Below are 21999 nucleotides of genomic sequence, written 5' to 3'. Positions count from 1 at the left end.
ATACGTCAGCAAGAATTCAAAACCCGCTTAATCAGCGGGTTTTTTTTGGTCTTTAGTGTGCGGTTGAGGCCGAAAACAGCCAGAATGCCAGTGCGGTCATGGCAAAAGACCCCAGAAGGTTGACGAAAACGTTCAGTAATGCCCAGCCAAAGCGGCCCTCTTGTAACAAAAACACCACTTCTGCCGAAAATGTTGAGAAGGTTGTTAGACCGCCACAAAATCCGGTGGTGATTAATACTTTCCACACTGGATCAATGTTCGTCATCCTGCTGAACCAGGCGAATCCCATTCCTATGATGAATGCCCCAATCAGGTTTGCTGCCAGCGTCCCCAACGGAATCGCCTGATGCAGCGGGTTAAATCGCATACTTAACAGCCATCTCGCTACGCTTCCCGTACCACCGCCAATAAAAACTGCTAAAAGAAGTTGTAACACTGCAAAATCCTGCTATTTGATTTGTATGAGTGATAAGTGTAACGCCGAATAATCGTCGTTGGCGAATTTTACGACTCTGACAGGAGGTGGCAATGCTGGTTGCTGCAGGACAGTTTGCTGTTACATCTGTGTGGGAAAAGAACGCTGAGATTTGTGCCTCGTTGATGGCGCAGGCGGCGGAAAACGACGTATCGCTGTTTGTCCTGCCGGAAGCATTGCTGGCGCGCGATGATCATGATGCAGATCTATCGGTTAAATCAGCACAGCTGCTGGAAGGCGAATTCCTCGGACGTTTACGGCGAGAAAGTAAACGTAACATGATGACGACAATTCTGACGATTCATCTTCCTTCAACGCCGGGGCGCGCATGGAATATGCTGGTGGCACTTCAGGCAGGAAACATCGTCGCCCGTTATGCCAAACTGCATCTCTATGATGCATTTGCCATTCAGGAATCACGCCATGTTGATGCTGGTAATGAAATAGCTCCGTTACTGGAGGTGGAAGGGATGAAGGTCGGTCTGATGACCTGTTATGACTTACTCTTTCCAGAGCTGGCGCTGGCACAGGCTTTACAGGGAGCTGAAATCCTGGTACTTCCTGCCGCCTGGGTTCGTGGGCCGCTCAAAGAGCATCACTGGTCAACGTTGCTTGCCGCTCGTGCGCTGGATACCACCTGTTATATGGTGGCGGCGGGGGAGTGCGGGAACAAAAATATCGGGCAAAGCCGGATTATAGATCCCTTTGGCGTCACCATTGCGGCAGCGTCAGAAATGCCTGCACTCATTATGGCGGAAGTGACGCCCGAACGTGTGCGTCAGGTGCGCGCGCAACTGCCCATCTTAAACAACCGTCGCTTTGCGCCGCCGCAATTATTATGATGTTTTTTTACTCGGCGCTTGATTCACCTTGTTACAGATTACTATTGTGTGCGCGCGTCGAATGACCGTTAATATTCTCTGGTTTTTAAGGCGCGTTCTGTTGCCGGTTATATGTCAAGAAGGTATCTATGGGTGAGATTAGTATTACCAAACTGCTGGTAGTTGCGGCGCTGGTCGTTCTGCTGTTTGGGACTAAGAAGTTACGTACGCTGGGCGGAGACCTTGGAGCGGCCATTAAAGGGTTCAAGAAGGCGATGAATGATGACGATGCTGCGGCGAAAAAAGGCGCAGACGTTGATCTTCAGGCTGAAAAGCTCTCTCATAAAGAGTGACGTGGCGAGCAGGACGCTCCCTCAATATCTTGTTCGATACAAAAAACCCGCTTCAAAAAGCGGGTTTTTTATCAGACAGATGTAAGTAATTATTACAGGATTACTTAACTTCCATCCCTTTCGCCTGCAAATCGGCGTGGTAAGAAGAGCGGACAAACGGACCGCATGCAGCATGGGTAAAGCCCATCGCCAGCGCTTCGGCTTTCATTTCGTCGAACTCATCCGGGCTAACGTAACGTTGAACCGGCAGGTGATGGCGGCTTGGCTGCAAATATTGCCCCAGCGTTAACATCGTCACACCATGACGGCGCAGGTCGCGCATTACCTCAATAATTTCTTCATTGGTTTCACCCAGACCCACCATCAGACCAGACTTGGTCGGGATTTCCGGATGCGCTTCTTTAAAGCGTTCCAGCAGCTTCAGCGACCAGTTGTAATCTGCGCCAGGCCGTACCTGCCGGTAAATACGCGGTACGTTTTCCAGGTTATGGTTGAACACATCTGGGGGCGTTGCAGTCAGAATATCCAGAGCACGATCCATTCGACCGCGGAAATCCGGCACCAGAGTTTCAATTTTGATTTGCGGGCTTTTTTCCCGAATGGCAGTAATACAATCCGCAAAGTGTTGGGCACCGCCATCGCGCAGGTCATCACGGTCAACGGAGGTGATAACCACATAACGCAGCGCCATATCGGCAATGGTCTGCGCCAGTTTCACTGGTTCATTGGCATCAGGAGCTACCGGGCGACCGTGGGCAACATCACAGAACGGACAACGGCGGGTACAAATAGCGCCGAGGATCATAAACGTTGCTGTGCCGTGGTTGAAGCATTCCGCCAGGTTAGGGCAGGAGGCTTCCTCGCAGACAGAATGCAGGCCATTTTTGCGCATTGCGGCTTTGATGCCCTGGATACGTGTAGAGTCCGCTGGAAGCTTGATTTTCATCCATTCCGGCTTGCGCAGCAGGGCTTCGCGCTCTGTTGCCACGTTTTTAACCGGGATAAGGGCCATCTTATCGGCATCGCGGTATTTAACACCGCGTTCCATCACAATGGGTTTACTCATAGCGTGCGTGTTCCAGTTGCGAATTACGAAGGAAAGCGTTTCAATTCAATAGATTGTTGTAATTATCAACTATTTTTGAATTAACGACTGGCAGTATATCATTGAAACGGACCTGAAAGCAGCCAAAGCGGTCGCGAAAATGTAAAATTGTTGTTGGATTGTGCCATTTTATCGTTCTGCGCTGTGATCTGGCTGTAACAATACTTTTTCAAAATGCATTACGGATAACATCTATTACTCCGTGCAGGATGGGATCACGCAGGCTGAATTTGTTGTAGTGGATAGAGAAATCTATTTGCTCCTCATTTAAGGACGGAAAAGGCAGTTTTTCCAGCGGCCAGCAACGACTAAACAGGTTATAAAAACGGCTGGGAATAATCGCTAACATGTCACTGTTGGCAACCAGTGCAGCGATTGTCAAAATGTTGTAGCTGGTGAAATTGATTTGCCGGTCCGGAAACATCTCTTGAACTCTCTGCCGCAGACCGCTGAAATTTTGCCCTTCCGGTAACAGAAGTACATGCGCAGCGTTGTCGATAGTCTCTCTGTCATCTTCTAAAGAGAGTAGTGGATTTCCCTTGCGGCAAATTAACACCATATTGTCGGTGAACAGAACATGATGTTGCACCGTACGATTGGTGCAAAACATGTTATCGATGATGAGATCGGTTTGAAACTGACTGAGTTGGTTTTCCGCGTCGCTGATGGGCGGGTTGCGCAGTAAAAGCTGCGGATAGTGAGTTTTAATCGCCCGATAGATGACAGGAAGGACCAGGGCTCCGACCGAGGGAGTGGTCGCAATAGTTATCGTTCGTTGCTTATCATAGCTTCCTTCGATATCCAGCGCGCTAAGAATGGACTCAAGGCCCTGACTGATATACTCATGTAGATGCATCGCAAATGCGGTAGGAGTGACACCCTGGCCTTTGCGAATAAACAATGGGTCAGGGAATATAACGCGCAGTTTCTGAATAGACTGACTGATTGCCGAGGGGGTCAGATTAAGCACTTTCGCTGCATTAACGATCCCTTTATGTACATATACAGCTTCAAAAATAGTCAGAAGGTTAAGATCAATATTTCGTAAGGTTGTAAATATTTGTGGTTTACCTTCTGACGACTTTCTGCTTAAACAGGGTTCAATTTGATTATTACTATCCACGCACTTACTCCAATTTTATTCATGGAAAAATAATATTTAAAAAATTACAATAATCTTATGTCTAATTGGAACGGAACGCTTTTGCTCACCATAATCAACTATTTCAATAGGTTAATCAATGGGGTGAGTTACGGAGCAAAGCGTGGCACCGCATTTCTGCAAGTGATAAAGAAAATATACAAACGCGAAGGAGATGTAAAGCATTAGCAGGTATTATGAGTAATGACCCAGTGTAAATTGGGCCATTGATGTATGGAATTAAGCGGTAATATATTCGAAGTCCGGATTGTTTAGTAGCGCTAAAATATTTTCCAGTAAACGTGGAGCAATATTATTAGTCGTCGCTTCGGGTTTCCATTGTGATATTTTAGCCATTTCCATTCCGGCATACCCACAAGGATTAATACGTAAAAATGGTGAAAGATCCATATTGACGTTTAATGCCAGACCGTGGAATGAACAACCGCGTCGAATTCGTAAACCCAGTGAGCAAATTTTCTTTTCCCCGACATAGACACCAGGCGCGTCAGCCCGAGAATGCGCTTCTATACCCAGTTCAGCCAGGGTATTCACCACTGTTTGCTCAAGCAAGGTCACCAGTTCACGCACACCGAGTTTACGGCGTTTCAGGTTAAGCAACACATACATCACCTGTTGTCCCGGCCCGTGATAAGTCACCTGCCCACCGCGATCGCTCTGGATCACCGGAATATCACCCGGCATTAAAATGTGCTCCGCTTTTCCTGCCTGACCTTGGGTGAATACCGGATAGTGCTCGACCAGCCAGATTTCATCAAGGGTACTATCATCGCGGGTATCGGTGAATTCATGCATAGCCCGGGAGATTGGCTCGTAAGGCTGAAGACCGAGCTGGCGGACAAGAATTTTATCCTGATACAAAACGGCATCTCCGTGGAGAATGAGTAAAAGTGGGGGAAAAGTATATCACAGCGAGGAGAGGGGAGTTACCCGACCAGGAGCCGGGTAACGGAGAAGCGAGTTACAGAACCATGCGGACAATATCGATTTTGCCCAGTTCTTCATACAGTGTTTCAACCTGCTCGATATGAGTGGCGTTAATAGTGATAGATACCGAGTGGTAGTTGCCTTTGCTGCTTGGTTTTACCGTTGGGGTGTAGTCACCTGGCGCATGGCGCTGTACCACTTCAACCACCTGATCAACCAGCTCAGGTAACGCCTGCCCCATAACTTTGTAAGTAAAAGGAGTAGGGAATTCAAGCAGTTCGTTAAGTTTGGTTTTCATGTCAGCTCCGGCGTAACGTAATTAAATAGCAACTCCCGCCAGAAGGCGGGAGTTTTTTTACTGATGCTTAGTATATGGGGACGGAAATTACACTTTCAAGTGTTCAATTTTTAACCAAACCAGTGATGGAACATTAATTTAATGTAATCAATGATTTTGCCGAAGAAGTTACCTTCCGGGATTTCTTGCAACACAACCAGCGGGCGTTGCTCGATCGTTTTGCCATCAAGCTGGAAGTTGATAGTTCCGACGACCTGATTCTTTTGCAGCGGCGCATGCAATTCACTGCTGTTCAGCACATAGCTGGCTTTCAGATCTTTCATGCGACCACGCGGAATGGTCAGGTACACGTCTTTATCAACCCCTAACGAAGCGCGATCAGAATCACTAAACCAAACCGGTTCAGAGGCGAACTCTTTACCTACTTTCAGTGGGTTAACGGTTTCGAAGAAACGGAAGCCCCAGGTTAGCAGTTTTTTACTTTCGGCTTCACGGCCTTTAAAAGTACGTCCACCCATCACCGCAGAAATCAAGCGCATCTGGCCTTCAGTCGCAGAAGCAACAAGGTTGTAACCTGCTTTGTCAGTGTGTCCGGTTTTGATGCCGTCGACATTCAGGCTGTTATCCCATAACAGGCCGTTACGGTTCAGCTGGCGAATACCGTTAAACGTAAATTCTTTTTCTTTATAGATCGAGTATTCATTCGGTACGTCACGGATCAATGCCTGGCCGATCAGCGCCATATCTCGCGCGGAGCTGTACTGACCATCAGCATCCAGACCATGTACCGTCTGGAAGTGGGTATTTTTCAGGCCCAGTGCGTTAACGTAGCTGTTCATCAAGCCAACAAAAGCGTCCTGGCTACCAGCGGCAAAATCGGCCATGGCGACACAAGCATCGTTACCCGATTGCAGGTTAATACCGCGGATCAGCTGAGAAACCGGAACCTGCATGCCCGGTTTGAGGAACATCAGCGAAGAACCTTTAAACACCGGGTTACCGGTGGCCCATGCGTCGTTGCCGATAGTGACTAAATCAGTTTCTTTAAATTTACCGGCTTTCATTGCCTGGCCGATAACGTAACTGGTCATCATTTTGGTCAGGCTGGCAGGATCGCGGCGGACATCTGCGTTCTGTTCGGCGAGCACTTTGCCGGAGTTATAGTCAATCAGGATGTAGGACTCCGCATCGATCTGCGGTACACCCGGGATCATAGTTTTGATATTCAGGTCATCGGCATGTGCAGCAGAGATAAAGGCTGTGCAAAGAGCCGTGGTGAGCGCCAGGCGCTTCATGATACGAGCGGAAAAAATGGTATTCATGGTCTGAACTACGACATCCGTGATGGAATTAAAAAAGTGCCCTACTATAGCAAATGCACTACCGGCAGGCATCTGACTTTCCGCGTGACTTTGTTAACGTCATTTACAGAAATTGACACATCAGATGCCTGCTTTACGCTACTGCGCGGTAGTAATAAATGACTGTAATTGGGCTTCGGTTTGCAAACGTTGCTGCAAGGTACTGGCTTCGGCTTTGCTGGCGAATGGGCCAAGCTGGATCCGCCAGACCGCGCCATTTTGAGTTACGCGACCGGGGACGCCGAACTTCTGTCCCAGTTGCTGTTGGTACTGTTGCGCACGAGCCTGATCGCTTACGGCCCCGACTTGCACCATAAAGTTGCCGCTGGCGCTTTGCGAGGCGGCTTGCGGTGTCACCATTGCAGGCGAGGTTGCAGGCGTTGTCGACGGAGCTGTAACAACGGGCTGTGGCGCAGGCGTCGGTTCGCTGCCTTCCAGTACACCAGGCGCTAAGGTCGTTGGAGCGCCGAGGAAACCGCTACTGGTTACCGGCGCGCCGGTCGGATCTTCGCTTTTTAGCGTCGAATTACTGACCGGAAGAATGTCACCCTGCGGGCCAGACACTGAACTTGTTCCCGCGCCACCGCTTAAATCGGGAGGTGCAGGCAGGGCGTAAGTCTGTTTGGCGACTGTGGTACAAGCCATACCAGGACCAGAAAGCGAACCATCCTGGGCGACAATAATCGGATCGATACGAACTTTGGTGTTGTTTGACGTGTTAAGACGGTCAGCTGCCGCGCGAGAAAGCGAAATAACGCGGTCGTTGCCGTAAGGGCCGCGATCATTAATGCGCACCACGATCATTCGCCCGTTAGCCAGGTTAGTGATTCTGGCGTAGCTGGGGATCGGAAGCGTTGGATGGGCCGCCGTCAGCTTTGTCGGATCGAAAGCTTCGCCAGAGGCCGTCAGGTTACTGCCTGGTTCGGCATCATAGATTGCCGCCAGTCCCGCCTGGCTAAATCGAGATGGATCCTGCACGATTTTGTAGCTTTTACCGTCGCGCTGGTAATCCTGATTTGCCGTCGCGTTCAGTGGTTCGAAACGCGGGTCCGCCCCGCTAATTTCAACTATGGGGCCGTTACATACCGCAGGCTGCGGTACACTTACCGTCTGTTGCTGACCATCATCGCTTGTACATGCCGCGAGCATTCCTGCCGCGATGCAGATCCCGAGCCACTGCTTACGCATTGCGCACCTCTTACACGCTTTTCGACAACATTTTCCTGTGGGTGTGGATTGACATTACAATCCCGAACCCAGCCATCAGCACAATTAGCGCCGATCCTCCATAACTGACCAGTGGGAGCGGAACCCCGACAACCGGCAGAATACCGCTTACCATACCAATATTTACGAAGACATAAACGAATAATATCAGCATTAAGCCACCAGCCATGACGCGACCAAAGGTGGTTTGCGCTCTGGCGGCTATCCACAGCCCGCGCATGATCAGCAGAATGTAGAGAGCGAGCAGAATCAGAATGCCCACTAATCCCAGCTCTTCCGCCAGTACCGCGAAGATAAAGTCAGTATGGCGTTCGGGGAGAAATTCAAGCTGTGACTGAGTGCCGTGCAGCCAGCCTTTGCCGCGTAATCCGCCGGAGCCAATAGCAATTTTAGACTGAATAATGTGATAGCCCGCGCCGAGTGGGTCTGATTCCGGGTCCAGGAGCATCATTACGCGCTGGCGCTGGTAATCATGCATCAGGAAGAACCACAGAATCGGAATGAACGCCGCTACCAGCACTACTGCGACGCCAATCAGACGACAGCTAAGGCCAGAGAGGAACAGTACAAACAGACCGGAAAGCGCAACGAGGATTGATGTTCCCAGGTCAGGCTGTGCAGCCACCAGCAGCGTGGGCATAAATATCAGCACCAGCGCGATGCCAGTGTTCTTCAACGATGGCGGGCAAACGTCGCGGTTGATAAAGCGCGCAACCATCAGTGGTACGGCTATTTTGGCAATTTCCGACGGCTGAAAACGAACAATACCGAGGTCCAGCCAGCGTTGAGCGCCTTTAGAGATGGCTCCGAAAGCATCTACCGCCACCAGCAAAATAATACAGATGATATAGAGATAGGGGGCCCAGCCTTCATAAACGCGTGGAGGAATTTGCGCCATCACCACCATGATGACCAGACCCATCGCGATTTGGCCGATTTTACGCTCCATCATGCCAATATCCTGACCGCTGGCGCTCCAGATAACCAGGGCGCTGTAAACCAGCAATGCCAGTAAAATCAGCAGCATTGTGGGATCGAGATGGACTTTATCCCAGAATGTTTTTTTATTCGGATTATCCGTCATGATTAATGGTCCTCCGCTGCGGCAACCGCTGGATTTTCCGCAGGCAGATCGGTGTTGTTATCACCCAGCATAATGTGGTCGAGGATCTGGCGCATCAGCGTACCAACCGCCGGACCCGCGCCGCCGTTCTCCAGAATCATGGCGACAGCCACTTGCGGATTGTTGTATGGCGCAAAGGCGGTCATCAGTTTGTGGTCACGTAAACGCTCGGCAATTTTGTGCGCATTATAGGTTTCGTTCGCTTTCAGACCGAAGACCTGAGCGGTACCAGATTTCGCCGCAATTTTGTACGGTGCGCTGGCAAAGTATTTATGCGCCGTACCATTAGGGCGGTTAGCAACACCGTACATACCGTCTTTCGCCAGCTCCCAGTAACCGGAATGAATATCGCCGACGGGCGGTTCATGCGGTTGTACCCATGGCACCTGTTTGCCGTCTTCGGCGGTGCTCATCAGCAAATGCGGAACCTTCACGATACCGTCATTAATCAGGATCATCAGTGCCTTACTCATCTGGATTGGGGTCGCTGTCCAGTAACCCTGGCCGATACCAACCGGAATGGTGTCACCCTGATACCACGGTTTTTTAAAGCGTTTCTGTTTCCATTCGCGGGTAGGCATGTTGCCTGAACGTTCTTCCGCCAGGTCGATACCGGTGTAATGACCATAACCGAATTTACCCATCCATTCGGAGAGGCGATCGATCCCCATATCGTAGGCCACCTGATAGAAGAAGGTATCCGCAGATTCTTCCAGCGATCTTGTGACATTCAGACGCCCGTGGCCCCATTTTTTCCAGTCACGATAACGTTTTTCCGACCCTGGTAGTTGCCACCAGCCTGGGTCAAACAGCGTCGTATTGCGCGTGATCACCCCGGCGCTTAATGCCGAAACCGCCACATAGGGTTTAACTGTAGACGCGGGAGGATAAACCCCCTGTGTGGCGCGGTTCACCAGCGGTGTATTCGGGTCGTTCAGCAAGGCGGAATAATCTTTGCTGGAGATACCGTCAACAAACAGGTTTGGGTCATAACTAGGCGTGGAAACCAGCGCCAGCACCCCACCTGTACGCGGATCGGTAACAACCACAGCTGCGCGGCTACCCGCCAGCAGCGTTTCAATATATTGCTGGAGTTTGAGATCCAGCGTCAGGTAAATATCGTGTCCGGCTTGCGGTGGTACTTCTTTTAACTGGCGGATAACACGCCCACGGTTGTTAACTTCAACCTCTTCATAACCGGTCTGACCGTGCAGCACGTCTTCATAGTAACGCTCAATGCCCAGCTTACCAATATCATGCGTTGCCGCATAGTTGGCCAGTTTGCCGTCATTATTCAGGCGTTCGACGTCTTTATCGTTGATTTTCGACACATAGCCGATGACGTGGGTCAACGCCGAACAGTAAGGATAGTAACGACGTTTATAGCCTTTAACTTCGACACCCGGAAAACGGTACTGATTGACGGCAAAGCGAGCTACTTGTACTTCGGTCAGGTTAGTTTTCACCGGAATAGAAGTGAAACGGTGTGAACGTGCGCGCTCTTTTCGGAATGCAGCAATATCGTCATCGGTCAGATCTACCACGCTGCGCAAAGCGTCCAGCGTTTGCTGCACGTTATCGACTTTCTCCGGCATCATTTCTATCTGGTAGATAGTGCGGTTGAGGGCCAGAGGGATACCGTTACGGTCGTAGATAATGCCGCGGCTGGGCGCGATAGGCACCAGCTTAATGCGGTTTTCATTAGAGCGGGTCTGGTAGTCGGTAAAGCGAACAATTTGCAGATTATACAGGTTGGCGATAAGCACGCCGGTCAGCAGCAAAATCCCCAAAAAGGCGACCAGCGCCCGGCGCACAAACAGCGCGGACTCTGCCGTATAGTCGCGAAAAGAGTTCTGTAGTTTCATCCGCTGCGTTTTCTACTCAAAGCTCCCTTATCACTCACGGTGATAAGGATGGTTGGTGGTGATGCTCCACGCCCGGTACAGACTCTCTGCGACCAGCACGCGAACCAGCGGATGGGGGAGGGTAAGCGCCGACAGCGACCAGCTCTGCTCAGCCGCCGCTTTACAGGCAGGCGACAACCCTTCAGGCCCGCCAATCAGTAGACTTACGTCGCGACCATCCAGCTTCCAGCGTTCCAGCTCAGCGGCTAACTGCGGCGTATCCCAGGGCTTGCCTGGAATATCGAGGGTGACAATGCGGTTTTTGCCTGCGGCCGCCAACATCTGCTCACCCTCTTTGTCGAGTATGCGCTTGATGTCCGCATTCTTGCCGCGTTTGCCGGCCGGAATTTCAATCAGCTCGAAGGGCATATCTTTCGGAAAACGACGCAGGTACTCGGTAAAACCGGTTTGTACCCAGTCCGGCATTTTCGTTCCCACGGCGACAAGTTGCAGCTTCACGCATTAACTCCAGAGTTTTTCCAGTTCATACAGGCGACGGCTCTCTTCCTGCATGACATGGACAATCACATCGCCCAAATCCACGACAATCCAGTCGGCGCTGTTTTCACCTTCTACGCCGAGCGGTAACAGGCCCGCTGCGCGAGACTCCTGCACAACGTGGTCAGCAATGGACATAACATGACGGCTGGACGTACCCGTACAGATGATCATGCAGTCGGTGATGCTGGATTTGCCTTGAACGTCTAAGGCGATGATGTCCTGACCTTTGAGGTCATCAATTTTGTCGATAACAAAATCCTGGAGTGCTTTACCCTGCAAGTTTTCCCCCTGGGTGAATCAAATAGATAAAAATGGTCTGTCAGTATACCTGAACCAGAGGCGATTTCGGGACAATTGTCGCCGAATCGGCTTTCGAAAGTGGGCTATCATCCCACCCCGCGCCGCAGATTGCATCGCCATTTTTGTAAAACAATTTCTACAAAGTCGTGTCTGGCGGAAAAAGTCTGGCTGCGGAGAATATCAGCCTGCCCGGGGCTGTCAATGGTCGTTGCGGCTTACCCGTAAAAAAACAGAAAAGTCATGCATTCTCGACCCCGATGGCACGGCTATTGAGGACGCGTAGCGTCGCGAATTTTTGGTTGATATCAATGGCGCTCCAACACCCCTGGTCAACGCGAAAATGCCACATAGACTCGGCAGGCATGCCAATTAAACGAGCAATTAACAGACTCAGTACGCCCTGATGGCTGACGATTAAAATATTCTGATAGTGCTGATATTCACTAAGCCTTGCGATAAAGCGTTCCACACGTTGCGAAAATGCCTGAAATCCTTCACCGTTCGTGGGGATAGCATGCTGCCAGTCATTGCACCACGCGCTATAGTTTTCGGCATCTTCTTGCATGAGGTCGCGATGATGTCGCATCTCCCAGTCGCCAAAAAACATTTCGTTGAGTTCAGGGATGATATGAACGGGGAGCTGGCGGTCACTGAGAACCAGTCGCGCGGTATGCTGTGCCCGTTCCAGTTCACTGCATAAAACCAGGTCAAAGGAAACATCATCTAGCAGTGTATGCAGATTTTGCGCTTGCTCAATACCGCGTGCGGTCAGGGGGGGGGGGCGCATGACCGCTGTACAGACCATCGATATTCGCTTGTGTTTCGCCATGACGAATTAACCACAGTCGCATCATGCCCTCCGTAACGACAGGTATCAGCGATACAAGCCTTGTTGGTTAATGTAAGTCAATACCGGTTCCGGCAATAAATCCTCACACGATTCACCGTTTTGCAAACGTTCGCGGATGATGGTCGCCGAGATGTTAAACCACGGCGTTTCAGCCAGATAAATTTTACCGGCAGGCTGAAGGTGAAGATCTTCCGGGTTATGTGTCAAATGATCTTCCAGCCATTGCTGGTATTGCGGTTGCGCCATTTCAAGTGGGTAACCTGGACGCCGACAGACGATCAAATGTGCATTGTCGAGTATCGTTTCGTATTCGTACCAGGTCGGAAAGGTCAGCAATGAATCCTGACCAATAATAAACGCCAGCGGCACGTCCGGTCCTTGTTCCTGCCGCCACTCTTTCAGTGTTTGCGCAGTGTAAGAGGGGGCATTGCGCTTTAGCTCGCGTTCATCAAGAGTAAATAATGGCTTGTCGGCAATCGCCAGTTCAAGCATGTGTTTACGCTGCACGCTGTTCGCTTCCGGCTGGGGACGATGCGGAGGAACATTATTAGGGATGATTGTGACCCGCGTCAGACCAATCAAATTCGCCAGCGTTTCCACGGGTTTTAGATGACCATAGTGCACCGGATCAAAGGTGCCGCCAAACAGAGCCTGTAAAGATTTCATATCAACCGTCGATAAATACGTCCGCCAGGGGTTTATGGCACAACAGAAGAGATAACCCTTCCAGCTCTGCCCACACTGACTGACCGTAATCTTGTTTGAGGGTGAGTTCCGTTCGAGTCAGGAGTTGCACGGCCTGACGTAACTGCGGCTGACTTAAGCGATTTAACGCCTCGCCCATCATGCCCCGGCGGTTCTGCCATACCCGATGCTTATCAAACAACGCACGCAGTGGCGTATGGGCAGACTGGCGTTTCAGGTTAACCAGTAACAACAGTTCACGTTGTAATGTGCGCAACAAAATAACCGGCTCGCTGCCTTCCAGACGCAGTTGCTGAAGAATATGCAACGCGCGCTTACTTTTTCCCATCAACAAAGCATCAACCCAATGAAAAGGGGTGAAATGCGCGGCATCATTCACCGCCTGTTCAACGCGCGGTAATGTCAGTTTGCCGTCTGGCCAGAGCAGCGATAAACGCTCCAGTGCCTGAGCCAGCGCCAGCAGGTTACCTTCATAACAGTAGCAGAGCACCTGATTCGCCGCGTCATCCAGTTCTAAGTTGAGCTGTTTTGCGCGCACAGCAACCCAGCGGGGAAGCTGAGCCTGCTCCGGTGTCTGACAGGTCACCTGCACGCTGCGATTCGCAAGAGCAGTAAACCAGGCGGCATTTTCTTGCGCTTTGCTTAATTTATTACCGCGGACGATCAACAGCAGGTCGTCATGCAGAAGTCCGGTGAGTGTGATAAGTTGTTCATTGATCGCCGCATTCGGTCCGTTTTCTGGTAACAACAGCAATAGCGTTTGTCGACTGGCAAACAGACTCATAGCCTGGCATAACGAAAAGATCGCATTCCAGTCAGTGTTGGGATCAATGGAAAAAGTGTGGTGTTCTTCGAATCCTTGTGCCGCAGCTACCTGGCGAACAGCGTCCTGGCTTTCCTGCAATAACAGAGGATCGTTACCAAGTAAAAGATACGCCGCGCGCAGCCCTTCATTGAGCTGCGCGCGGAGTTGTTCCGGGTACAACCGAATCATCAGTTACCCAGCATGGTGGAGACGCGTGCAGGCGTTGCCGGAGTATCCGTTGTGGTCGACGTCTGTTCTTCGTCGGAACGAATATCCGCAGCACGGATGCTTGGCAGCTTACGAATCAGCTGTTCGGCAGCACGGTCGTACATCTCTTTTACGATCATGTCTTGTTCGTTATCTTTCGCTAACGCCATTTGCGGGTTATCGAAGAATGAACGGAAGACTTTGGCGCTAATCGGGTAGATATCACGGCCGGGGATCAACACGGTCGCATTCACCGTCATGATCATCTGATACTCTGCTGTTTGACCGTTACGGAATACCGATGCGGTATCTTTCGCGATGCTCACTTTACCCAAACGCAGGGATGGAACGTCCTTACGCGTGGTTTCTTTATCAAGCAACTCGACACCATTCAGACGTAACTGGTTACGCACCGCACGGCTTAATGGCCCGTTCGGATCGCCTGAGTCCAGGATCATGACCTTCATAGTGGAAGGAACCTGCGTGGTGTCACGCAGATGCCAGCCACACCCGGCGGTGATTAACACCGCCAGAGATAACAACAATGTTGCCAGATATCGCACGCTTCCTCCCGCGCTTAGCCAACGACCAGATTGAGGAGTTTACCTGGTACGTAAATCACTTTACGTACAGTAACGCCATCAAGATATTTTGCTACCAGATGTTCCTGGCCAGCACGTTCGCGAACCTGTTCTTCCGTTGCGTCCACCGGAACGGTGATTTTGGCACGGACTTTACCGTTAACCTGCACCACGACCAGCGTGGAGTCTTCCACCATCGCTTTTTCGTCAGCAACCGGCCACGGCGCGTTGTCGATATCGCCTTCGCCTTTGAGTTCCTGCCACAGCGTGAAGCAGATGTGCGGGGTGAACGGGTTGAGCATACGGACAACGGCCAGCAGTGCTTCCTGCATCAGAGCGCGATCCTGCTCGCCATCGGTCGGTGCTTTCGCCAGTTTGTTCATCAGCTCCATAATCGCCGCAATTGCGGTGTTGAAGGTCTGACGACGGCCGATATCATCGGTCACTTTAGCGATAGTTTTATGCACATCGCGACGCAGCGCTTTCTGATCTTCAGTCAGCGCATCAACGTTCAGTGCCGCAACATCACCTTTTGCTGTGTGCTCGTACACCAGTTTCCAGACACGTTTCAGGAAGCGGTTAGCCCCTTCCACACCGGATTCCTGCCATTCGAGAGTCATATCAGCCGGAGAAGCAAACATCATAAACAGACGAACGGTGTCCGCGCCGTAACGTTCAACCATCACCTGCGGGTCGATACCGTTGTTCTTCGACTTGGACATTTTGCTCATGCCGGTATAAAACAGTTCATGGCCTGCCGCATCTTTCGCTTTCACGATACGGCCTTTCTCGTCACGTTCAACGATAGCATCAACCGGGGAAACCCAGTTACGTTCGCCGTTTTCGCCAACATAGTAGAAGGCATCTGCCAGCACCATACCCTGACACAGCAACTGTTTCGCTGGTTCGTCAGAGTTCACCATGCCTGCATCACGCATCAGTTTGTGGAAGAAGCGGAAGTAGAGCAGGTGCATAATGGCGTGTTCGATACCACCAATGTAGATATCCACCGGCAGCCAGTAGTTAGCCGCTTCGGAATCCAGCATACCTTCTTTGTACTCTGGGCAAGTGTAGCGCGCATAGTACCAGGAGGACTCCATAAAGGTGTCGAAAGTGTCGGTTTCACGCAGCGCTGGCATACCGTTAACGGTAGTTTTTGCCCACTCCGGATCTGCTTTAATCGGGCTGGTAATGCCGTCCATCACCACATCTTCCGGCAGGATCACCGGCAGCTGGTCGTCCGGGGTTGGCATTACGGTACCGTCTTCCAGCGTCACCATCGGAATCGGCGCGCCCCAGTAACGCTGACGAGAAACACCCCAGTCGCGCAGGCGGTAGTTCACTTTACGCTCGCCAACGCCCATCGCAGTCAGTTTATCGGCGATGGCGTTGAAGGCCGCTTCATGGTCAAGACCGTTGAACTCGCCAGAGTTGAACAGCACGCCTTTTTCAGTCAGGGCTTGCTGAGAAAGATCTGGCTCAGAGCCGTCAGCCGCCAGGATAACCGGTTTGATGTTCAGGCCGTATTTAGAGGCAAACTCGTAGTCGCGCTGGTCGTGACCCGGAACCGCCATAACTGCGCCCGTGCCGTACTCCATCAATACGAAGTTTGCTGCCCAAACGGGAATTTCTTCGCCCGTTAATGGGTGAACAGCTTTAAAGCCAGTATCGACGCCTTTTTTCTCCATCGTCGCCATTTCAGCTTCGGCAACTTTGGTGTTACGGCATTCGTCAATAAAGGCCGCCAGTTCAGGATTATTTTCCGCCGCTTTCTGCGCCAGCGGATGACCCGCAGCTACCGCCAGGTAGGTACAACCCATAAAGGTGTCCGGGCGGGTAGTGTAAACGGTCAGCGTGTTGTCATAGTCGTTAACGTTGAAGGTGATCTCCACGCCTTCGGAACGACCGATCCAGTTACGCTGCATGGTTTTAACGGTGTCTGGCCAGTGATCCAGTTTATCCAGATCGTTGAGCAGCTCGTCAGCGTAAGCAGTGATTTTGATAAACCACTGCGGGATCTCTTTACGTTCAACTTTGGTATCGCAGCGCCAGCAGCAGCCGTCGATAACTTGTTCGTTCGCCAGTACGGTCTGGTCGTTCGGGCACCAGTTGACCGCAGAAGTCTTTTTATATACCAGGCCTTTTTTATACAGCTCGGTGAAGAATTTCTGTTCCCAACGGTAGTATTCCGGCGTACAGGTTGCCAGCTCGCGGCTCCAGTCATAACCAAAGCCCAGCATTTTGAGCTGGTTTTTCATATACGCGATGTTGTCGTACGTCCACGGTGCCGGAGCGGTGTTGTTTTTCACCGCCGCGCCTTCCGCAGGCAGACCAAACGCGTCCCAGCCGATCGGCTGCAGAACGTTTTTGCCCAGCATGCGCTGGTAACGGGCGATCACGTCACCGATGGTGTAGTTACGTACGTGGCCCATGTGTAGTCGACCAGAAGGATAGGGAAGCATAGACAGGCAGTAATACTTCTCTTTGCTCTCGTCTTCGGTTACTTCAAATGTGCGCTTCTCATCCCAATGAAGCTGTACTTTGGATTCTATCTCTTCCGGGCGGTATTGCTCTTGCATGGCAGCCAGTGGTCCTGTTTTCAATACGGCTACAAATGTAGCGTTGAGGTGGTTTTTCAGATCCGCATAGCATAGCCCAAACGTCCGCGTCAAAACAGCCTTTCGCGCACTCGACGTTGAAATGATGCCCGGATTATTCGTACATTAATTTACAGAGTTTGTGGGCGTATTAGCAAAGCAAGGAACAAAGAACGTCTATTATTATAGTCAGTTAACGACCCGGGAGATGAAACGATGAACAAGGTTGCTCAATATTACCGTGAACTGGTCGCGTCACTGAACGAACGCCTGCGCAATGGCGAACGTGATATCGACGCACTGGTGGAACAGGCGCGCGAGCGCGTAATAAAAACAGGGGAGTTAACGCGAACCGAGATCGATGAGCTGACGCGAGCTGTCAGACGTGACCTGGAAGAGTTCGCCATGAGCTATGAAGAGAGCCTGAAAGAAGAATCTGACAGCGTCTTTATGCGGGTGATTAAAGAAAGCTTGTGGCAGGAGCTGGCAGACATCACCGATAAAACGCAGCTTGAATGGCGCGAAGTTTTCCAGGACCTCAATCATCATGGGGTTTATCACAGCGGAGAAGTGGTCGGGCTGGGAAATCTGGTCTGCGAGAAATGTCACTTCCATCTCCCGATCTACACACCGGAAGTGCTGACGCTATGCCCGAAATGTGGTTATGACCAGTTCCAGAGACGCCCGTTTGAGCCGTAATAGTCTGATTTCGCACAGCAATAAAGAGAATATGGGCAGAATGAAATTCCCCGGCCCTTGTTTTTATTTCTACAGTAAATCTTCAGTCTCACGAATTTCCTGACTGACATCTCTGGTTCCGGATGACTGAACTTTACGATACAGGTCGAGAGCCTGTCGGAGATCGACAGGTCTTCCTTCTCCGTAGTGATACATAATGGCCAGGTTATACCAGGCAGTGGCGTCATTGCATTCAGCGGCTTTCGTAAACCATTCAAAGGCAGCCTGATAATCTTTCTCAACGCCTTGTCCGTGTTTATACATATAACCGATGTTGACGTAAGCGCCGACGCTTTCCTGAGCGGCAGCCTTCAGATACCAGTACATCGCTTGCTTATAGTCCTGGTCCACCCCTTCGCCAGCGTTATAATCCCATGCAATTTGAAACTGGGCGTGCCGATTACCCTGCTGTGAGCTTTTCAAATACCAGAATGCGGCGAGTGTCTTGTTTTGAGCAACGCCTTCTCCGTCTTTATAAAGATCGGCCAGATTGTCTTGTGCGTAACTATGGCCTTGTAATGCAGCTTGTTTGTACCAGAAAAATGCCAGCGTATAGTCTTGTGCGACTCCGTTGCCATTTCTGTACATCCATCCAAGATTATTTTGCGCATAAGACATTCCGCTCTCCGCGGCTATCTGATACTAGGTAACCGCTTCTTTATAGTTGGGGTCTTCTCCACGATCCAGTATCCAGCCAAGGGCGTTGGAAGCGAAAGTATGGCCTTGTAGGGCAGCTTTTTTCAGCCAGAAGATGGCTTGCTCATTATCTTTATGACGGCTTTTATCCTCGGTATACTTTTGCCCTAAGGAATACTGTGCTTCACAATGACCTTGCTCAGCGGCCAGCTTCAGCCAGTAAAAGGCCTTTTCGTCGTCCGGAGAGTCAATTGCGCTATCGCGATTATAATAAAACCCAACAATATATTGAGCCTCGCAATCGCCTTTTTCAGCACGTTCGATAATCTCATCTATTGATAAATTATCGCAGCAACTTGACGTAAAAATCATTATCATTTCCTTATGGTTGTAGATAAAATATATTATATTTTTATGTGTTCCATTTTTGCGTAAGCCTTATTTTATGCGTATTATGTTGCGTCAGAAAAGTATAAATAACTGAGTCTCGAAATGTAGTTTACATTCATTAAATGAATGTTTAAGGATAAATTATATGGACATGGGGTCGCAAAAAATATTGTTTGCACTTTCCACTCCGATGGAAATACGCAATGAATGCTGTTTACCTTCGCATTCATCCCCCAAAATGTATTTAGGTACATGCTTTTTTGACCTTTCTTCCTCATGGGGAATTGATGACCGTGATGACCTGCTGCGCACAATTCACCGAATGATCGAGAACGGTCATGCCGCTCGGTTGGCAGGGTTTTATCACCGCTGGTTTCGTTATTCTCCATGTGAATGGCGTGACTATCTTGCTGAATTAAATGAGCAAGGTCAGGCTTATGCGCAATTTGTCGCCAGCACAGCCGAATGCTGTGGTGAGGGAGGAATTAAAGCATGGGATTATGTCCGGATGGGTTTTTTAAGTCGAATGGGCGTACTTAATAACTGGTTGAGTGAAGAAGAAAGTCTATGGATCCAGTCGCGTATTCATCTACGGGCTCTACGTTATTATAGTAACTGGCGGCAATACTTTGCCGGTTATACCTTTGGTCGGCAATATTGGCAGTCTCCCGAAGATGATCATCTGCCTTTATTACGCGAATTCTTAGCGCGTAAAGAATACGACGATTCCGGCAATGATATGTTTTATCAATTATTTGCCAGTGATGATGCGTATTACCCTACCTTGTCCTGGCAACCACTGGCTGACTACCCCACATGCCCGGAAACGCTTAAGGATATGAGCGACTTATGAAAAATTGCTGGAAGATCCTCGATATAGAGGAAACGACTGACGTCGATATTATCCGCCGCGCTTATCTGGCGCTGTTACCGTCCTTTCATCCAGAAACCGATCCGCAGGGTTTTAAACAACTTCGTCAGGCGTATGAGGAGGCGCTACGGATTGCGCAGTCGCCTGCTAAATCTGTTTGGCAACCAGAAGAATATGAGGTAGCAGAACATGAAATTCTGCTCGCCTTTCGCGCGTTACTTGCCTCTGATAGCGAACGTTTTCTGCCCTCCGCCTGGCAGCGATTCATTCAGCAATTAAATTATTGCTCGATGGAAGAGATTGATGAATTACGCTGGTCGCTGTGCACAATCGCCATGAACACTGCCCATTTATCCTTCGAGTGCGTGGTGTTATTAGCAGAAAGATTGCGGTGGTTGCAGGAGGAAAACGTCGGGGAAATAGACGAAGAAGAACTGGAATCCTTTTTATATGCCATTGCGAAGGGGAATGTTTTTAACTTCCAGACCATTCTGCATCTGCCCGTTGCCGTGCAAAATGACACCATCGATTTTTACCAAATGTTCGCTCGGATTTGGTCATCGCATCCAGAATGGCTGACATTGTATTTAGCGCAACATCGCGCAGTGATTATCCCCGATGATGCAAAACTGCACAGAAATTTACTCCGCTGGTATAGCGCAAGCCGCCTGGGAATCCCCGAACTCCTGGATTACGCCCGGTCGTGGCGGGAAGCTGAACCTGATAATGAAGATGCGCGTTATTATGAATACGCACAACGCGTCTATTGTGGAGAAGGCGAAAGCCTGCTGGCAGAACTTTGTTACTACTGGCGCGAGTATCCCTCCACCCAGGCGGATGCTTTAATGTTGCAATGGTGCCGTCAGCATCGGGTCGATTATTACCCATTAGTGGTGATGATGATTGAAGCGCGTGATCTGGTTAACGATCAGGGAAAACCGCTACTTTATGTCCCCGGCGACAGCGCCCGTACGCGTTTTCATTTATACGAAATACTCAGCGATGAAAAACTCTCTGCGCTGGGGAGTTCACTGGTCGAGATGGTTTTGCACAAAGGACGTAAGCCGCGGATCTCACTCACGCGTGATACAGAACATCCCTTATGGCCATTATATTTAGTTGCCAAACAATTAGTGCAGGCCAGCCAACCGACAGAAGAATCATTAATGCCGATTGTGAGCCGCCTTGATGCAGAAGATCGTTGTCCACTGGAAGCATTAATTATTCGTCGATTATTAATTCAGGCGGCGAATTTTACCGGTCAGGAAACCGTCGAGCCGGAGCCGCAACCGCAGCCAATGCCCATTGACGATGGCGGGCTGGGCTGTCTGGGCGTCATCAAAATTATTTTCTACATTTTTATCTTTGCCGGTTTGATAGGGAAAATACTCCATCTCTTCGGGTGACAGTCGACGTTAATGTGCGGGAAGTCCGGCAAGTAATCTTTCCGCATTTTTGTAATGTTGTTTGGCGGCCAGTTTTAACCATTTTTGAGATTCATAATGGTTAACATTAATACCAGTGCCATTTCTGTAGATCAAACCCAAAGTATATTGAGCATGAGCATACCCTTGTTCAGCTGCTTCCTTATACCAGAGAATTGCTTTACGGGTATCGGGTTTGACTCCCAGGCCTTTCAGGTAGATCCACCCCAGTTTGCTTTGTGCGCGCGGATTTTCCTGTTCTGCTGATTGCTCATACCAGTATCTCGCCTGTGTATAATCCAGTGGTTTACCGTCGCTACCATGAAGATAAAATTCGCCAAGGCGATATTGCGATGTTGAGTGACCATGAATCGCGGAAAGCTCCGTGGCTGCCGTGGTTAACGGTAGACTGCCTGGTGATCTTAAATAATCAAAGGCATAATTCACCATGGCTTTATCACGCAACGTCGTTTTCTTGGGTTGGCTAATACAGGTAATTGCTGCAACTATAAAAATTGCGAATATATACATTAATTTTTTATTCATGTGTGAATGCTTCGATTTTCTTTTTATTTTGAAAGCGTCAAGTTTATACTCATCAATAATAAAAAAGTAGTCAGTTAATGCACTTAAGGGAT

The 21999-nt window shown here is 50.0% G+C and carries 21 protein-coding genes and 2 pseudogenes; 5 read left to right on the top strand and 18 right to left on the bottom strand.

All coding sequences use genetic code 11. From position 1 onward, the window contains the following. Positions 1 to 52: 52 nt before the first annotated feature. Positions 53 to 436 carry a fluoride efflux transporter CrcB gene (gene crcB, locus ACUU1M_RS09515; RefSeq protein WP_000939738.1) on the bottom strand — a complete coding sequence of 128 codons (384 nt, stop codon included), beginning with the start codon at positions 434 to 436 and terminating at the stop codon, positions 53 to 55. Between the two features lie 92 nt (positions 437 to 528). On the opposite strand from crcB, the gene ACUU1M_RS09510 reads away from it, so the two are divergent. Further along, on the top strand, positions 529 to 1317 hold the full coding sequence (locus tag ACUU1M_RS09510; RefSeq protein WP_005073260.1) for a deaminated glutathione amidase: 789 nt from the start codon (positions 529 to 531) through the stop codon (positions 1315 to 1317). A 128-nt stretch (positions 1318 to 1445) separates the two neighbouring features. Further along, a complete protein-coding gene (tatE, locus tag ACUU1M_RS09505) occupies positions 1446 to 1649 on the top strand; it encodes a twin-arginine translocase subunit TatE (protein ID WP_000503931.1) in 204 nt (67 codons plus the stop codon). Positions 1650 to 1749: 100 nt separating this feature from the next. Here the strand turns inward: tatE and lipA are convergent, their stop codons facing one another. From lipA to leuS, 15 genes and pseudogenes are all read right to left on the bottom strand, one after another. Continuing rightward, complete coding sequence (gene lipA, locus ACUU1M_RS09500) at positions 1750 to 2715, bottom strand: lipoyl synthase (protein ID WP_000042632.1); 966 nt, start codon at positions 2713 to 2715, stop codon at positions 1750 to 1752. A 208-nt stretch (positions 2716 to 2923) separates the two neighbouring features. Next, positions 2924 to 3877 (bottom strand): YbeF family transcriptional regulator, encoded by a 954-nt coding sequence (locus ACUU1M_RS09495; protein ID WP_000378041.1) that lies wholly within the window; start codon positions 3875 to 3877, stop codon positions 2924 to 2926. 258 nt (positions 3878 to 4135) lie between these two features. Then, the gene (gene lipB / locus ACUU1M_RS09490) at positions 4136 to 4777 is read right to left on the bottom strand and encodes a lipoyl(octanoyl) transferase LipB (RefSeq protein ID WP_000284044.1); all 642 of its coding nucleotides are present in this window, start codon (positions 4775 to 4777) and stop codon (positions 4136 to 4138) included. A 100-nt stretch (positions 4778 to 4877) separates the two neighbouring features. Then, on the bottom strand, positions 4878 to 5141 hold the full coding sequence (gene ybeD, locus ACUU1M_RS09485; RefSeq protein WP_000850550.1) for a DUF493 family protein YbeD: 264 nt from the start codon (positions 5139 to 5141) through the stop codon (positions 4878 to 4880). A gap of 110 nt (positions 5142 to 5251) precedes the next feature. Then, positions 5252 to 6463: a D-alanyl-D-alanine carboxypeptidase DacA gene (gene dacA, locus ACUU1M_RS09480; protein WP_001092085.1), complete on the bottom strand. Its 1212-nt coding sequence runs from the start codon at positions 6461 to 6463 to the stop codon at positions 5252 to 5254. 138 nt (positions 6464 to 6601) lie between these two features. Next, entirely contained in the window at positions 6602 to 7690 is a 1089-nt protein-coding gene (gene rlpA / locus ACUU1M_RS09475) for an endolytic peptidoglycan transglycosylase RlpA (RefSeq protein ID WP_001231404.1), read from the bottom strand. Positions 7691 to 7700: 10 nt separating this feature from the next. Then, complete coding sequence (gene mrdB, locus ACUU1M_RS09470; protein WP_134799708.1) at positions 7701 to 8813, bottom strand: peptidoglycan glycosyltransferase MrdB; 1113 nt, start codon at positions 8811 to 8813, stop codon at positions 7701 to 7703. 2 nt (positions 8814 to 8815) lie between these two features. After that, on the bottom strand, positions 8816 to 10717 hold the full coding sequence (gene mrdA, locus ACUU1M_RS09465; protein WP_000776177.1) for a peptidoglycan DD-transpeptidase MrdA: 1902 nt from the start codon (positions 10715 to 10717) through the stop codon (positions 8816 to 8818). Positions 10718 to 10747: 30 nt separating this feature from the next. After that, positions 10748 to 11215 carry a 23S rRNA (pseudouridine(1915)-N(3))-methyltransferase RlmH gene (gene rlmH / locus ACUU1M_RS09460; RefSeq protein WP_000776104.1) on the bottom strand — a complete coding sequence of 156 codons (468 nt, stop codon included), beginning with the start codon at positions 11213 to 11215 and terminating at the stop codon, positions 10748 to 10750. A 3-nt stretch (positions 11216 to 11218) separates the two neighbouring features. Further along, positions 11219 to 11536: a ribosome silencing factor gene (rsfS, locus tag ACUU1M_RS09455; RefSeq protein ID WP_001161664.1), complete on the bottom strand. Its 318-nt coding sequence runs from the start codon at positions 11534 to 11536 to the stop codon at positions 11219 to 11221. Positions 11537 to 11795: 259 nt separating this feature from the next. Next, positions 11796 to 12408, bottom strand: a pseudogene (locus ACUU1M_RS09450) (adenosylcobalamin/alpha-ribazole phosphatase). A 23-nt stretch (positions 12409 to 12431) separates the two neighbouring features. After that, positions 12432 to 13073, bottom strand: a complete 642-nt coding sequence (gene nadD / locus ACUU1M_RS09445) for a nicotinate-nucleotide adenylyltransferase (RefSeq protein WP_000838889.1) — start codon at positions 13071 to 13073, stop codon at positions 12432 to 12434. Between the two features lies 1 nt (position 13074). Next, on the bottom strand, positions 13075 to 14106 hold the full coding sequence (holA, locus tag ACUU1M_RS09440; protein WP_000620522.1) for a DNA polymerase III subunit delta: 1032 nt from the start codon (positions 14104 to 14106) through the stop codon (positions 13075 to 13077). Continuing rightward, complete coding sequence (gene lptE / locus ACUU1M_RS09435) at positions 14106 to 14687, bottom strand: LPS assembly lipoprotein LptE (protein WP_001269672.1); 582 nt, start codon at positions 14685 to 14687, stop codon at positions 14106 to 14108. Before lptE ends, holA begins: the two co-directional genes overlap by 1 nt. A 14-nt stretch (positions 14688 to 14701) precedes the next feature. Next, positions 14702 to 17284 (bottom strand): leucine--tRNA ligase, encoded by a 2583-nt coding sequence (gene leuS, locus ACUU1M_RS09430; RefSeq protein ID WP_152028936.1) that lies wholly within the window; start codon positions 17282 to 17284, stop codon positions 14702 to 14704. Between the two features lie 234 nt (positions 17285 to 17518). On the opposite strand from leuS, the gene ACUU1M_RS09425 reads away from it, so the two are divergent. Next, positions 17519 to 18001 carry a zinc ribbon-containing protein gene (locus tag ACUU1M_RS09425; protein WP_001044871.1) on the top strand — a complete coding sequence of 161 codons (483 nt, stop codon included), beginning with the start codon at positions 17519 to 17521 and terminating at the stop codon, positions 17999 to 18001. A 69-nt stretch (positions 18002 to 18070) separates the two neighbouring features. On the opposite strand, the pseudogene ybeQ reads toward ACUU1M_RS09425, so the two are convergent. Beyond that, positions 18071 to 19048, bottom strand: a pseudogene (gene ybeQ / locus ACUU1M_RS09420) (Sel1 family TPR-like repeat protein YbeQ). A 163-nt stretch (positions 19049 to 19211) separates the two neighbouring features. Between ybeQ and ACUU1M_RS09415 the strand changes: the two are divergent. Both ACUU1M_RS09415 and ACUU1M_RS09410 read left to right on the top strand, forming a co-directional pair. Next, complete coding sequence (locus ACUU1M_RS09415; protein WP_000367147.1) at positions 19212 to 19919, top strand: DUF1266 domain-containing protein; 708 nt, start codon at positions 19212 to 19214, stop codon at positions 19917 to 19919. Beyond that, entirely contained in the window at positions 19916 to 21343 is a 1428-nt protein-coding gene (locus ACUU1M_RS09410) for a J domain-containing protein (RefSeq protein ID WP_449144662.1), read from the top strand. The genes ACUU1M_RS09415 and ACUU1M_RS09410 overlap by 4 nt, the downstream gene beginning before the upstream one ends. Positions 21344 to 21352: 9 nt before the next feature. On the opposite strand, the gene ACUU1M_RS09405 is transcribed toward ACUU1M_RS09410, so the two are convergent. Beyond that, on the bottom strand, positions 21353 to 21907 hold the full coding sequence (locus tag ACUU1M_RS09405) for a tetratricopeptide repeat protein (protein ID WP_001035667.1): 555 nt from the start codon (positions 21905 to 21907) through the stop codon (positions 21353 to 21355). Positions 21908 to 21999: the final 92 nt, after the last annotated feature.

It is taken from the genome of Shigella sp. SIG6 (assembly GCF_053555815.1).
This window is presented reverse-complemented; position numbering and strand designations above follow the sequence as displayed.